Origin of the sequence: Streptacidiphilus sp. BW17, assembly GCF_041262485.1 — a bacterium.
GTDB lineage: Bacteria > Actinomycetota > Actinomycetes > Streptomycetales > Streptomycetaceae > Streptacidiphilus.
In genome coordinates this window covers 19586-33561 of sequence record NZ_JBGCCR010000019.1, presented here as the reverse complement: position 1 = coordinate 33561, position 13976 = coordinate 19586, and the positions used below count along the sequence as shown (strand labels likewise).

Sequence of the window (13976 nt, the reverse complement as noted above, 5' to 3'; positions counted from 1 at the left end):
TTCGGCCGATCGGGTTCACTCCGACGAGGGAGGCGGGCCCGGCACGGGGTCTCCGCGCTGCTTCGGCTACCGCCCGAGGATCAGCGTCCCCGAGCTGCAGAACCAGCCGCCGGTGCCGCTGACCAGGGCGAGCTGCGGGGCGTTCGGGACCTGGCGTTCCGGCGCGGAGGTGGCGTACTCGTGTCGGAGTTGGCGTACCGCCTCGACGATCAGGAAGAGACCGCGCATCCCCGGGTGGCAGGCCGAGAGGCCGCCGCCGTCGGTGTTGGTCGGTAGCTCGCCGTCGAGCAGCAGGCGGCCCGCCTTGGCGTCGACGAAGGCGCCGCCGTCGCCCTTGGCGCAGAAGCCGAGGTCCTCGAGTGCCACCAGCGGCATGTAGGTGAAGGCGTCGTAGAGCTCGGTCAGGTCGATGTCGTCAGGGGTCACCCCGGCCCGCTCGTAGGCGAGGCGGCCGGACCGCGCGGTGGGGGAGACGGTGAAGTCCTCCCACTCCGACATGGCGCTGTGGCTCAGGTGCTCGCCGGAGCCCAGTACCCAGACCGGGTCGTGCACCGTGTCCGGGACGTAGTCCTCGGCGGCGAGCAGTACCGCGCAGCCGCCGTCCGAGCGGATGCAGCAGTGCAGCTTGGTGAACGGGTCGGCCATCATCGGCCCGGTCAGCACGTCGTCGACGGTGATCGGGTCCCGGTACATCGCGTCCGGGTTGGCCGCCGCGTTGGCGCGGGTCTGGACGGCGACACCCGCGAGCTGCTCCAGCGTGGTGCCGTACTCGTGCATGTGGCGGCGGGCCGCCATCGCGTACTTGGCTATCAGCGTGTGCCCGTAGGGCGCCTCGAACTGGAGCGGGCCGCGCGCCCCCAGCACGATGCCCGCCGTCCGCCGCCGCGCCTTCAGGTCCGCGCGCGCCGTGGAGCCGTAGACCAGCAGCACCGCGTTGGCGTGGCCCGCCGCGATCGCGTCGGCGGCGTGCCCGGCCATGACCTCCCAGGTGGAGCCGCCGACCGAGGTGGAGTCGGTCCAGGTGGGCCGCAACCCCAGGTACTCGGAGACCTCGACCGGCGCGAGTATGCCGAGCCCCGCCGAGGCCACTCCGTCGATCACGTCCTTGGGCAGCCCGGAGTCGGCCAGCGCCCGGCGCGCGGCCTGCGCGTGGAGTTGATAGGGCGTCAGTTCGTCCACCCGCCCGCAGTCGCTGAGGGCGACGCCGACGACGGCCACCCGCCTGCGTCGCCTGCCGCCGAGCGGCGCGTCGTCGGGGACGGGATGGCCGAGTCGGCCCGGCCGCAGAGCGCTGGGAGCAGCAGCAGTCATGGATCTGACGGTACATCAGATTTACTGCCCGCGCCCCTGTGCGTCTCGATCGCCTGCTCCTAGGATGACGATCCGTCAGTCAGGCGTTCAGTCACGGCTCAGCCTTTGCCCCGAGGCCAGGAGGCGGCATGGATCCCGCGCTCACCCAGGAACAGGACGCGATAGCCCGCGCCCTGCGCGACGCGCTCGCCAAGCAGGCCGGGCCGGACGAGGTCCGCGCCGCAGCGGCATCGGTCCTCGGCTACGACGCGGACCTGTGGAAACGCCTCGGCGAGCAACTCGGCCTGGCCGGGCTGGCCCTGCCCGAGCGCCACGGCGGCGCCGGGCTCGGTCGGATCGAGCTGGCGCTCGCCTGCGAGGAGACCGGCCGGGTGCTGCTGCCGTCACCGCTGCTGGCCAGCTCGGTGCTGGCGGCGGGGGCGATCGCGGCCTGCGGCACGGACGAACAGCGCGACACGCTGCTGCCCCCGCTCGCCTCCGGCGCGCAGACCGCCGCGCTGGTCCTGCCCGGAACGCCCGCGCTGGCCCTCGGCCTGGTGCCGGACCCGCGCACGGCGCCCCTGCCCGGTGACGTCCCGGCGGGCGGCGGCCGCGCGGGGGGCGTCCAGGCCAAGCCCGCGTCGTCCCCGGCGTCCGCGGCGTCCGCAGCGTCCGCGGCGTCCGCGGCGTCCGCGGCGGACGGATCGTGGTCGCTCTACGGCGAGGCCGAGTACGCGCTGGACGGCGCCCGCGCCGACCTGCTGGTCGTCGCCGCGCACGCCGGCGGCTTCCCGCGCAGCCGGACGGTGCTCTTCGTGGTCCCGGCCGACGCCCCCGGCGTCCACCGCGAACGCAGCGCGGGCATCGACCAGACCCGCAGCGTCGGCCGCGTCGAACTCCGCGACGTGGTGGCGCAACCGCTCGGCGACCCGACCCTGGACGCGGGCGGGGCGCTGACCCGGCTCGGCCGGGAGGCCGCGGTCGCCGTCGCCGCGGAGGCGGTTGGCGCGGCGGCGCAGGCGCTGGCGCGGACCGTCGAATACGTGCAGGTCAGGCAGCAGTTCGGGCGCGCGATCGGCTCGTTCCAGGCCGTCAAGCACCGGTTGGCCGACGTCTACGTCACGGTCGAGACCGCCCGCAGCGCGATGCTCTACGCCGTGTGGGCGGGCCCCGACCAGCCCGTCCCCGCGCTGCTCGCCCTCGCCCACGCGCTGACGGCGCAGCGGGTCGCGGCGGCGGAGGCGATCCAGCTGCACGGCGGCATCGCCATCACCTGGGAGCACGACGCGCATCTGTACTTCAAGCGCGCGGCGGCCGACGAACTGCTCTTCGGCCCACCGCATCTGCTGCGGGCGCGGGCGGCGGAACTGGCCGGTGTGTGGGGAGGAGCGCAGTGATGATGGAGTCCCTGATGCAGAAGGTCTCGGCGACGCCCACCTTCGCGAAGATCGCCCCCAGCATCGTGCCGCGCCTCGACAAGGCGGTGCACCGACTGAGCGGCGGCAAGTTCATGCTGAGTCAGTGGATGCTCCCGTCGCTGTTCCTGACGACGACGGGCCGCAGGAGCGGCGAGCCGCGGACCACGCCGCTGGCGTGCCTGCCTCGCGAGGACGGCTGTTTCCTGGTCGTCGGCAGCAATTTCGGGCGCACGTCCCATCCGGCCTGGACGGGCAACCTGCTCGCTGACGCGCACGCGAGCGTCGACTTCCGCGGCGGGATCGTCCCGGTCCGGGCCCGAATGCTGGAGGGCGACGAGCGGGAGGAGGCGTGGACGGCGCTGCTGCGGATGTGGCCGCCGTACGCGCAGTACCAGGCGCGGGTGGACCGGCAGATTCGGATCTTCTGCCTGGAACCGAAAGAGTGAGCTGCTGCACGCCGGGTGCGCGGAGATCCGCGCGAGACAGCTGCCACTTCCCCTTGCGTTGACCGCGGCAAAGGAAATGGTCAAGGGCGGCACCGTCAGGTCAGAGACGGTACCGCCCTAGTGGAAACGGATCATGGATGCGCAGGACGTACCTCCCCCGAGGCACAGCCCGGCGCTAGCGCCGGCGGACAGGCGACCGGGCCCATGGCTCCGTCATGAAGGGTGAAGCCTTTGCCCGAGGGCTACTTCGGCGGCTTCTTGCCGGTCATGCCGAGGTAGACCAGCAGGGCCAGGTTCGGAGTGAGCTCCTTGGCCTTGACGCCCCAGGAGTCGAACCCCTTCTGGTGCTCCGCGACGGCGGCCAGCATCGCCACCAGGGAGCCGGCGACGGCCGGTGCGCTGACCGACTTGTCCGCCTTGCCAGAGGCCTGCATGGCCTTGAGGGAGTCCGTGAGCGAGTTGGTCACGGCGTTGAGGATCTTCATGCGGATCTTGAAGAACCGCTTGTCCCCTTCGGCCGAGCCCAACGTCACGACACGGAGGATGGCCTCGTTGTCGCGCCAGAACGAGAGGAAGCCGTCAACCAGCTCCTCTGCCGTCTGGTAGCCGGCCTTGCCGACCCACGACTTGTCGGCGACCAGGTCCTTGAGGCCGGCGCCGTCCTTGGCCATGTCATCCGCGATTTCGAGGACAGCGCCCTCGACGTCGGGGAAGTACTGGTAGAAGGTTGCGGGGGAGGTACCCGCCATCCGGGCGACGTCGATGACCTTGACGTCCCGGTAGGGCGAGGTCGCCAGCATCTCGCGAAGGCAGTCGAGCAGCTTCTGCCGCGTCGCCTGCCCGCGCCGTCCGGCGACACGCCCATCGACGGTGCGAACTTGTCCTGTCATGCCGTCAGTTTACCGTGGCAAGATCCGGGCGCTATTCGGACGGAAATCTGAATGCTCCGTCAGGCTGACGGGCCCGCTGACAGGCCTGCCGGCGGACCCGCCGACGAGCCGGTCAGCGGGTCTGCTGACGGCGCGGCTGACGCGCCCCCGCCGAGCCATGCCCCGCGGCTGAGCGGGAGTCCACTGCGGCCCGCCGGATCGGTTCTGACGGCCAGGACCTGGTTGACCCCGATCCGGTTCTCCTCGAAGGCCAGCGCGCAGGCGGCCATGTAGAGCCGCCAGACCCTGGCCCGGCCGAGGCCCGCCAGCTTGACCGCCTGCGGCCACTCCTCGCGCAGGTTGGCCACCCAGCGGCGCAGCGTCAGCGCGTAGTGCTCGCGCAGCGACTCAACGTCGCGGACCTCGAAACCGGCGTCTTCCAGCCAACCGACCGTGCTGCCCACCGGGGCCAGCTCGCCGTCGGGGAAGACGTACGCCGCGATGAACGGGCTGAGCCGGTACGGCTCGCCCGGGGCGTTGGGACGGCGGGCGATCTGATGGTTGAGCAGGCGTCCGCCGGGCCGCAGCAGGCCGTGCAGGGTGTGGGCGTAGCGGCGGTACTGGACGGCGCCCACGTGCTCGGCCATGCCGATGCTGGAGATCGCGTCGAACGGACCGTCATCGACCTCGCGGTAGTCCTGCAGCCGGATCTCCAGCCGGTCCGTCAGCCCGGCCTCCGCGATCCGCTCCCGCGCCCCGCGAGCCTGCTCGGCGGAGAGGGTGACGCCGACACCGCTTATGCCGTAGTGCCGGGCCGCGTGCAGCAGCATCGAGCCCCAGCCGCAGCCGACGTCCAGCAGCCGGGCGTCCTCGCCCAGCTGGTGCAGGCCCAGTTTGCGGCAGATGAGGTCCAGCTTGGCCTCCTGCGCGGCCTCCAGCGTGGTGGTCCCCGGCGGCCAGTAGGCGCACGAGTAGACCAGCGAGGGGCCCAGCACCAGGCGGTAGAAGTCGTTGCCGACGTCGTAGTGGTGACTGATCGCGGCCCGGTCGCGGCGCAGCGTGTGGACCGGACCGGACTTGCGTCGCGCCTCCTCCGGCGGGATCGGCGGACGCGGACCGATCGCGCCCAGGCGCAGCGCCGCGCCGACCATCCGGCGTCCCTCCGGGCCGACCAGGGTCCGCGTGGACGGGCGCAGCGACAGTTCCGGGCGGTTCTCGGCGAGCTGGGCGAGCCGACGCAGCAGCTCGAACATCTGCTCGTCGTCCTCCGGACGGCCCGGGCCGCCGGTGCCGTCCTCCGCAATCGCCAGGTCGCCCGCGACGTAGGCGCGGGCCAGGCCGAGCTCGTTGGGGGCCCAGAGCAGGTGACGCAGCGCGCGCCGGTTCGCGACGGTCAGCAGCGGTCCGTCGGGTGGGCCCGCCTCGGCGTTGTCCCAGGTCCGCAGGCGGAAGGGAGGCTCGACACCGAGTAGTTCGGTGAGCAGTTCGCGCAGCGCCAGTGCACTGTCGCTCGTCATCACGGCTCCTCTCACGACGCGTCGGCACGTGATGGTCCGTCCCCAATCTAGATCGCCCACCACCGCTTGTGAGGGCATTCCGTTGCATTTGGCAGCGAGTCGTGACGAAGGGCGACCGGATGCCGCAGAGTCCGGCTCCAGCGGGTGCAATGAAGGGTGCGTTGAAGGCGCGATGAAGGGCGCGACGGGGGCGCGACGGAGGTCGGAGATCCGGACCGTTGCGTCCCGTTGCGCGGACTGTTGCGGTGTTGTGGCTGATGTCCTGCCGGATGGGTTGGTCCGCAGGGGGGTCCGCCGTGGAGAATCAGTGTGCGCCCCCGGGTGGGGCGCGGATGTGACCCAACGGGGAGGTGCTGAGGACGTGGACCAGCTGACGGCGCACGATCCGAGGAGGATCGGGCCCTTCGAGGTGCTGGGCCGGCTCGGCGCGGGCGGGATGGGCTTGGTGTACCTGGCGCGCTCGGCGGCGGGGCGCCGGGTTGCCATCAAGACGGTGCGGGGAGAGCTGGCCGAGGACCAGCTGTTCCGGGTGCGTTTCGCCCGCGAGATCGCGGCGGCGCGGACGGTCAGCGGTTTCTACACCGCTGCCGTCGTCGAGGCGGACGCGGACGCGGCGGTGCCGTGGCTGGCGACCGCCTACATTCCGGCCCCCTCGCTGGAGGACCTGGTCACCGAGTGCGGCCCGCTGCCGGTCGCCACCGTGCGCTGGCTGATCGCGGGGATCGCCGAGGCGCTCCAGTCGATCCACGCGGCCGGACTGGTCCACCGTGACCTGAAGCCGTCGAACGTCCTGGTCACGGAGGACGGCCCGCGCGTGATCGACTTCGGTATCGCAGCCGGGGTCTCGCACACCCGGCTGACGATGACGAACGTGGCGGTCGGCACCCCCGCGTACATGTCGCCGGAGCAGGCCAGGGACAGTCGGGGCGTCACCGGAGCCTCGGACGTCTTCTCGCTCGGCTCGCTGCTGGTCTTCTCGGCCACCGGGCACGCGCCGTACCACGGCGCCAACCCGGTGGAGACCGTCTTCATGCTGCTCCGCGAGTCGCCGGACCTCTCTGGTCTGCCGCAGGATCTGGCGCCGCTGGTCAAGGCCTGCCTGCGCCCGGCCCCGGAGCGCCGCCCCTCCCCGGAGCAGATCGCGGCCGAGCTCGGCCCGCACCTGTACGCCAGCGGAGACGGTGGCGAGGACGACTCCCGCGAGTGGCTGCCCCCGTCGGCGCTGGCGCTGATCGACGCCAAGCGCGGCCGTCGCACGCCGCCTCCGCCCCCGGTGGCGGTGCCGGCTCCGGCGCCGCAGCCCGTTCCGGCACCGGCTCCGGAGCCTGCTCCGGTGGCCGCGCCCGTCGGTGCGACCGGGGTCGACCCGCGTACCGAGGCCGCGCCCAAGGTGCGGCTGCCCGGGGTCCCCTCGCCGATCGGACCCGGGGTCCGCGTTCCGGCCGGCGAGCCCGCCCCGCCGGTCATGCCGCCCGGCACCGGCTGGGTCCGCAAGGGCGGCGCCCATGCCGCGCCCGCGCCGGTGGCCCAGCAGGCCGCCCAGCCCGCCGCTCACGCCGCCGCTCAGCCCACGCACGCCGCGCAGGCTGCCCAGACCGCTCCGTGGCGGCCGTGGCGGTTCCGGATGTCGCACGACGTCTGGGGCTCGCCGGTGGTCGCAGACGGTGTCCTCTACGTCACCAGCTTCGAGGTCCACGCCCTGGACATCGCCAGCGGACGCCGCCGCTTCCGCACCGGCGACGTCGCCTGGGCGCTCGCCGTGGCCGACGGCCGCGTCCACGCCGCCGACGGCCCGAGCCTGTTCACCCTCCACGCCGCCGACGGCACCGAGCGCTGGCGCGTCGCCCTCGACGGCTGGACCTACACGCTGGACGCGGCGGGCGGCGCGATCGTCGCGGGCACGCGCGGCGGCGGGGTCCAGGTCCGCTCCGCGATCGACGGCAGCGAGATGTGGCAGGCGAGAGACGCCCAACAGGACTACGAGAACAGCCAGTCGGGCCCCTGCGTCCTCGGCGACTCGGTCTACTACTACGGCGGCGGTCGGCTGCGCTCGGTCGAGTTGACGTCGGGTCAGCTGCAGTGGGCGCTTCCGCTGGGCGAGGAGGTCCCCTCCCGTCCGGTGCTCCACCGCGGCGTGGTCCACGTCTGCAACGGCACCAGAGTCCTGGCCCTGGACGAGGCCACGGGCCAGGAGCGGTGGCGCTTCGACGCCCCGGTCGCGCTCTTCACCTCCCCGGTGGTCACCGAGGAGGGGGTCTTCTTCGCCGACTACCTGGGCACCGTCTTCGCCCTCGACACGGCGACCGGCTCGCTCCGCTGGCACGTCCGCACGGGCGGTCGCCAGGGCGCGGACCCGGTCGTCCTCGCCGGGGGAGTGCTGCTGGTGAGCAGCGGCGACACGGTCCACGCGTTCGACGCCCGCACGGGCGCGGAGCACTGGCGCTACGCCGCTCGCGCGGAGCTGGCCGGCGTCCCCGCCTCGGCGGACGGCCTCGTCCACGTCGGCAGCCGCGACCACTCCCTGCACACCCTCGACCTCGCCACGGGCCGCCTCCGCTGGAAACTGGACACCGGCGGCGAGATCACCGGTACCCCGGTCGCCGCGGACGGCAAGGTCTTCGCCAGCAGCAAGGACCACTGCGTCTACGCCCTGGACGCTGCGCTGGGCACGGCGACGAAGCAGCCGTAGCGTCCGCGGGGAACTTGCAAACACCCAGGGGCGCGGGGCTCTGCTTGATCAACTGCGCGCGCGAACAGCCACCCTGTGCGGATGGCCCTGTTGGCTCGGGGACTCACCGCACCGGGTGGGTTGTCGCGCGCGCAGTTGATCAAGCAGAGCCCCGCGCCCCTCGTGGTGCAACTACCTGTGTGAGCAACAGCCATTCGCCGCTTCCCTTGGCCGGGCAGTTCCTCGCGCCCTTGGATTGAGCAGCCTCAGCTCTTGGGATCGTGTTGCCGGCGCCAGCCGGACCACGCGGAGGAGACCATCTCGGCGACGCCGAACCTCGCCTTCCAGCCCAGCTCCTGGGCGATCCGCTCCGAGGAGGCGACGACCCGGGCCGGGTCGCCCGCGCGGCGGGGGGTGATGACCGGGGTGGTGTCGCGGCCGGTGACCTCGCCGATCACGGCGAGCATCTCGTGGACCGAAACCCCCTCCCCACGGCCGATGTTGAGGACGAGATCGGTGCCGTCCGGCCGCTCCGTGAGCCGCCGCACCGCGGCGACGTGCGCGGAGGCGATGTCCTCGACGTGGATGTAGTCGCGGATGCAGGTGCCGTCGGGGGTCGGGTAGTCGTCGCCGAAGACGCGCGGGGGCTCGCCCGCGTCGAGGCGCTCGAAGACCATCGGGATCAGGTTGAACGCGCCCGGATCGGCCAACTCCGGCGCCGCCGCGCCCGCGACGTTGAAGTAGCGCAGCGATACCGTGCTCATGCCCGCCGCCCGGCCGGTCGCGCGGACCAGCCACTCACCGGCCAGCTTGGTCTCGCCGTAGGGGTTTATCGGAGCGCAGGGGGTGTCCTCGGTGACCAGGTCGACGTCCGGCATCCCGTAGACCGCCGCCGAGGAGGAGAACAGGAAGCGGCTGACGCCCGCGTCCACCGCGGCCTCCAGCACGACGCGGAGGCCCTCGACGTTCTCCCGGTAGTACCGCAGCGGCTGCTCGACCGACTCGCCCACCTGCTTCTTCGCCGCGATGTGCAGCACGCCGACCACCGCGTGCTCACGCAGCACGGTGTCGAGCAGCGGGCGGTCGAGCGTCGAGCCGGCCACGAGTGGCACGCCTGCGGGCAGGCGTGCCACGTCGCCCGTGCTGAGGTCGTCGAGGACGACCACCGGGTGGCCTGCCTCGACCATCGCACGGACGACGTGGGCACCGATGTAGCCGGCACCGCCGGTGACGAGCCAAGTCATGCCGTCACTCTACGCGGCGGTCACCCGCCGCCTGTGTCAGCGCTTGTGCTTGCGGGCCCGCAGTCGCAGACGCCACGGCACGAGGGCCGACTCGAGCTGGACCGCGAAGCTCATCTTGGACTCGCCCGCGCGGCGCTCCTCGAAGCGGATCGGCACCTCCATCGCGCTGAACCCGGCGTGGACGGCGCGGAACTTGAGCTCCACCTGGAAGCTGTAGCCGGCGCTCTCCAGCGTGGCCAGGTCGACCGCGCGGATGGTCTCCGCGCTCCACAGGTTGAAGCCTGCGGTGATGTCCCGGACGCGGGTGGAGAGGATGGTGCCGGCGTAGGTGTTGGCCCAGCGCGACAGCAGGCGGCGGTGCCAGCCCCATTCGTCCGCGAGCTCGCCGCCCGGGACGTAGCGGCTGCCGACGACCAGACCGGCGCCGGTGGCCAGTGCGGTGCCGAGCATCTGTGGGATGGCCTCGGCCGGGTGGCTGCCGTCGGCGTCCATCTGGACGACGAAGCGGGCACCCTCTTCGACGGCGAGGGACATACCGGCGGCGTACGCCTTGCCCAGACCGTCCTTACCCTTGCGGTGCAGCACGCTGATGCGCGGCTTGCCGTCCGACAGGTGGCGCTGGGCGAGCTTTTCTGCGAGCTCACCAGTGCCGTCGGGGCTGCTGTCATCGACGATCTTGAGGTGCAGGCCGGGCAGCTTGAGTGCCATCACCTGCTCGACAGTGGCCTCGAGGCTGCCGATCTCGTTGTAGGTCGGCATGACGACGGTCACGGGCGTCTCCGCCCAGTCGTCGGGCAGCTCGACGGGCTTGCTGGTCACGATGGCTCCTGGTCCTCTTTACGGGCCTGTGCGAACGCTGCGGAACGCGGCACGGACGACCTTGGACTGTAACCCATCCATACGAGAGTACGGTCAGGAGCAGAGCTAGTTCACCGGGAAGAAACGCATTGTTCCTGAGGTCGGCGCTCTTTACCGTGTTTCACCCGTTTGCAGGAGTTCGCGACGGGACCGACTTTGACCGCGCGGGCTTCCGGCTCTCGACGCGCTCGACGCGCTCGACGCCTCAGCCGGCGCAGAGCGCCCAGCGCGGGACGGTCACCTCCGGCGTCATCGCCCAGAAGACCACCTGGACCGGCGCCCCGATCCGCAGTCGCTCCGGTGGAACCGCGTTCCACGGCGCGTTCGGGCGCCGCACGGACGAGGTGACCGTGCCGACCAGGCGGACAGTCGGATCCTCGTCCAACTCCACTACCACGACCGGGTAGGGAGCACGCTCCGCGTAGGCGGGCAGCAGCGGCGGGTGGGCGACGACGAAGGACCAGATCCGCCCCCGCCCGGACATCAGCCGCCACTCGTCCTCGAAGCTGCCGCAGTGCGGGCAGCACGGACGCGGCGGGAACCGGAGTCGGCCGCAGTCCGCGCAGGCCTGGATCCGCAGTTCGCCGCGCCGGGCGTACTCCCAGAACGGCTCGCCGTCGTCGTCGGGCCAGGGCAGCAGCAGACCGTCGGCGGTCAGGGTGTCCATGCGGGTCCTCTCGTCGAAGAGCTTCCAGGGCTCAGGCGCGCAGCAGCAGGGCCGAGGTGGGCACGCCCTCGCCTCCGGTGACCAGGCAGGTCGCGGCGTCGGGGACCTGTGCGGTGGAGCTGCCGCGCAGTTGCTTCACGCCCTCGTTGATCAGGTTGAAGCCGTGGACGTAGCCCTCGGAGAGCCCGCCGCCGCCGGTGTTGATCGGCAGCCTCCCACCCAGCTCCAGTGCGCCGCCCTCCGTCCACGCCGCGCCCTCGCCGCGTCCGCAGAAGCCGTAGCCCTCCAGGGAGAGCGGGATCAGCGGCGTGAAGGCGTCGTAGATCTGCGCCACGTCGACGTCCTCGGGGCCGAAGTCGGCGGTCTTCCACAGCTGCCGGGCAGCGGCCCAGGCGGGGCCGGTCAGCGGGTCGTCGTTCCAGTAGTTGACCATGCCGTGGTGCTGCGAGGGCAGGCCCTGGGCGACCGAGTGGAGGTAGACCGGCTTCGACCGGCAGTCACGCGCCCGCTCGGCGCTGACCACGACGCAGGCGAGCGCACCGTCGGTCTCCAGGCAGTTGTCGTAGAGGCAGAGCGGTTCGCTGATCCAGCGGGCGTCCATGTACATCTCGCGGGTCATCGGCCGGTCGTACATGATCGCGTCGGGGTTCTGGTTGGCCCGGTTGCGGCAGGCCAACGCCACGTTGAAGAGGTGGTCCCGGGTCGCGCCGTACTCGTGCATGTAGCGGCGGGCCAGCATGCCGATCTCGTCGGCCGGGCGCAGCAGGCCGAAGGGCCGGGTCCACTGGGCCGGGGTCGGCAGCTGCTGGGCAGTGTTGGTCCACGGCCGCTTGCCGCTGCCGCGCTTGCGGCTGCGCCAGGCGACGCCGACGCTGGCCTGCCCGGTGGCGACGGCCATGGCCAGGTGCGCGACGGTGGCGCAGGAGCCGCCGCCACCGAAGCCGATCCGGGAGAAGAAGGTGACGTCGCCCGCGCCGATGGCCTTGGCCAGCTCGACCTCGTCGGTCTCCTCCATGGTGTAGGAGGCGAGCGCGTCCACCTCGTGGGGCTCGATCCCGGCGTCCTCCAGCGCGGCCAGAACGGCGCGGCAGGCGAGGGCCTTCTCGGACTCCTCCAGATGCTTGGCGAAGCGCGTCTGGCCGATGCCGACGATCGCCGTGCGGTCCTTGAGCATGGCAGCCCCCGCTCTCCCCGCGCCCCGGCGGTGTGTTCTTGATTATCTGACGCTCCGTCAGACTAGAGGGCGTGAACTCTTCCGGGAAGGCCGCGGCCAGCCTAATCTGACGTGCAGTCATATTGCAGCAGTCGGACGGAGGGCAGACCGATGCGGGCGGATCTGGAGTGGGGCACGATCGCCGAGCTGGTCCAGCGGGCGGGTGACCGCTACGGCGACCGCGAGGCGGTCGTCGGCCCGCGCACCCGGATCGACTACTGCCAACTCGCCCAGCGGGTACGGCGGGCAGCCGCAGGCGTGATGGCGGCCGGGGTACGCCCCGGCGACCGCGTCGGCATCTGGGCGCCCAACACCCCCGACTACGTCGTCGCGGCGCTCGGCGCGGTCAGCGCGGGCGCGGTCCTGGTGCCGCTGGGCACCCGGCTCAAGGGCGGCGAGGCGGCCGAACTGCTGCGCCGGACCCGGGCCAGGATGCTCTTCGTCACCTCCAACTTCCTCGGCGTCAGCTACGTCGCGGCGCTGAAGGCCGCAGGCCCGCTGCCCGGCCTGCGGACAACCGTGATGCTCGGCGAGAGCGGGCCCCAGGCGGTTCCGGAGGGGCTGCTCGGCTGGCACGACTTCCTGGCCGGGGGCGCGGACATACCCGAACGCGCCGTCCGTGAGCGCATCGCGGCCGTTCGTCCGGACGACCCGGCGGACATCATGTTCACCTCCGGCACGACCGGCCTCCCCAAGGGCGCGGTCACCACGCACGCCCAGACCCTGCGCGCCTTCGGCACCTGGGCGGAGCTGGCCGGGCTGGTCGAGGGCGACCGCTACCTGGTGGTCAACCCGTTCACCCACACCTTCGGCTGGAAGGCGGGCATCCTCGCCTGCCTGATGAGCGGCGCGACGATCCTGCCGCAGCCCGTCTTCGACATCGAGGCGGTGCTGGCCAAGATCTCCACCGAACGCGTCACCGTCCTCCCGGGCGCGCCCACGGTCTACCAGTCCCTGCTGGACCACCCCGCGCGCGGTCGCCACGACCTGTCCTCGCTCCGCCTCGCCGTCACCGGCGCGGCGGTCGTCCCGCTGGAACTGGTCACCCGGATCCGCGACGAGCTGGGCCTGACGACGGTGCTCACGGCGTACGGGCTGACCGAGTCCAGCGGCATGGTCACCATGTGCCGCCGCGACGACGCGCCGGACACGGTGGCGGCGACGTCGGGCCGCGCCGTCCCCGGCGTCGAGGTCCGCGTCCGCGTCGGCGGTAGTGGCGATGGCGATGGCGGTGGCGGAGCCGAAGGCAGAGAAGGCAGCGACGGCAGCGATGCCGCCGACGGCAAGGACCAGCCGCCCGGCATGCCGGGCGAGGTCCAGGTCCGCGGGTACACGGTGATGCGCGAGTACTTCGAGGACCCGACCGGCACGGCCGACGCCTTCACCCAGGACGGTTGGCTCCGCACGGGCGACATCGGCGTCCTGGACGCCGACGGCAACCTGCGGATCACGGATCGTCTGAAGGACATGTACACCGTGGGCGGCTTCAACGCGTACCCGGCGGAGATCGAACGGGTTCTCACCCGGCACCCGCTGGTCGCGGACGCGGCGGTGGTGGGCGTCCCGGACGCGCGCCTGGGGGAGGTGGGCCGGGCGTTCGTGGTCCCGAGGAGCTCGGCCGACGCCGAGGCGGCGACGGAGCTGATCGCCTGGTGCAGGCGGGAGATGGCGAACTACAAGGTGCCGCGCGAGGTGGTCTTCGTGACCGAGCTGCCGAGGAACGCCTCCGGCAAGGTGCTCAAGGGTGAGCTCAGGAGCCGGAGTTAGGCGGCGGTCCGGTCGCCCT

At 72.3% G+C, this 13976-nt stretch carries 11 protein-coding genes; 4 read left to right on the top strand and 7 right to left on the bottom strand.

What is annotated here, in order from left to right; translation table 11 throughout:
• Positions 1–66: 66 nt before the first annotated feature.
• Positions 67–1311, bottom strand: a complete 1245-nt coding sequence (locus tag ABH940_RS22655) for an acetyl-CoA acetyltransferase (protein ID WP_370106064.1) — start codon at positions 1309–1311, stop codon at positions 67–69.
• A 128-nt stretch (positions 1312–1439) separates the two neighbouring features.
• Here ABH940_RS22655 and ABH940_RS22650 point away from each other — a divergent pair, with 128 nt between their 5' ends.
• On the top strand, positions 1440–2687 hold the full coding sequence (locus ABH940_RS22650; protein WP_370106063.1) for an acyl-CoA dehydrogenase family protein: 1248 nt from the start codon (positions 1440–1442) through the stop codon (positions 2685–2687).
• Complete coding sequence (locus ABH940_RS22645; protein ID WP_370106062.1) at positions 2687–3154, top strand: nitroreductase family deazaflavin-dependent oxidoreductase; 468 nt, start codon at positions 2687–2689, stop codon at positions 3152–3154. The genes ABH940_RS22650 and ABH940_RS22645 overlap by 1 nt, the downstream gene beginning before the upstream one ends.
• Before the next feature lie 242 nt (positions 3155–3396).
• On the opposite strand, the gene ABH940_RS22640 is transcribed toward ABH940_RS22645, so the two are convergent.
• Positions 3397–4044 carry a TetR family transcriptional regulator gene (locus ABH940_RS22640; protein WP_196196750.1) on the bottom strand — a complete coding sequence of 216 codons (648 nt, stop codon included), beginning with the start codon at positions 4042–4044 and terminating at the stop codon, positions 3397–3399.
• 59 nt (positions 4045–4103) lie between these two features.
• Positions 4104–5540 (bottom strand): class I SAM-dependent methyltransferase, encoded by a 1437-nt coding sequence (locus tag ABH940_RS22635; RefSeq protein ID WP_370106061.1) that lies wholly within the window; start codon positions 5538–5540, stop codon positions 4104–4106.
• Positions 5541–5901: 361 nt separating this feature from the next.
• On the opposite strand from ABH940_RS22635, the gene ABH940_RS22630 reads away from it, so the two are divergent.
• Positions 5902–8229, top strand: coding sequence for a serine/threonine-protein kinase (locus ABH940_RS22630; RefSeq protein ID WP_370061622.1), 2328 nt, complete (start codon positions 5902–5904; stop codon positions 8227–8229).
• Positions 8230–8474: 245 nt separating this feature from the next.
• On the opposite strand, the gene galE is transcribed toward ABH940_RS22630, so the two are convergent.
• The 4 genes from galE to ABH940_RS22610 form a co-directional block, all read right to left on the bottom strand.
• The gene (galE, locus tag ABH940_RS22625; protein ID WP_370061619.1) at positions 8475–9452 is read right to left on the bottom strand and encodes a UDP-glucose 4-epimerase GalE; all 978 of its coding nucleotides are present in this window, start codon (positions 9450–9452) and stop codon (positions 8475–8477) included.
• 36 nt (positions 9453–9488) lie between these two features.
• Complete coding sequence (locus tag ABH940_RS22620) at positions 9489–10211, bottom strand: polyprenol monophosphomannose synthase (protein WP_370061895.1); 723 nt, start codon at positions 10209–10211, stop codon at positions 9489–9491.
• Positions 10212–10515: 304 nt separating this feature from the next.
• A complete protein-coding gene (locus tag ABH940_RS22615) occupies positions 10516–10977 on the bottom strand; it encodes a Zn-ribbon domain-containing OB-fold protein (RefSeq protein WP_370061617.1) in 462 nt (153 codons plus the stop codon).
• Between the two features lie 31 nt (positions 10978–11008).
• Complete coding sequence (locus tag ABH940_RS22610) at positions 11009–12151, bottom strand: lipid-transfer protein (RefSeq protein WP_370061615.1); 1143 nt, start codon at positions 12149–12151, stop codon at positions 11009–11011.
• 150 nt (positions 12152–12301) lie between these two features.
• On the opposite strand from ABH940_RS22610, the gene ABH940_RS22605 reads away from it, so the two are divergent.
• Positions 12302–13957 (top strand): FadD3 family acyl-CoA ligase, encoded by a 1656-nt coding sequence (locus ABH940_RS22605; protein ID WP_370106060.1) that lies wholly within the window; start codon positions 12302–12304, stop codon positions 13955–13957.
• Positions 13958–13976 lie beyond the last annotated feature (19 nt).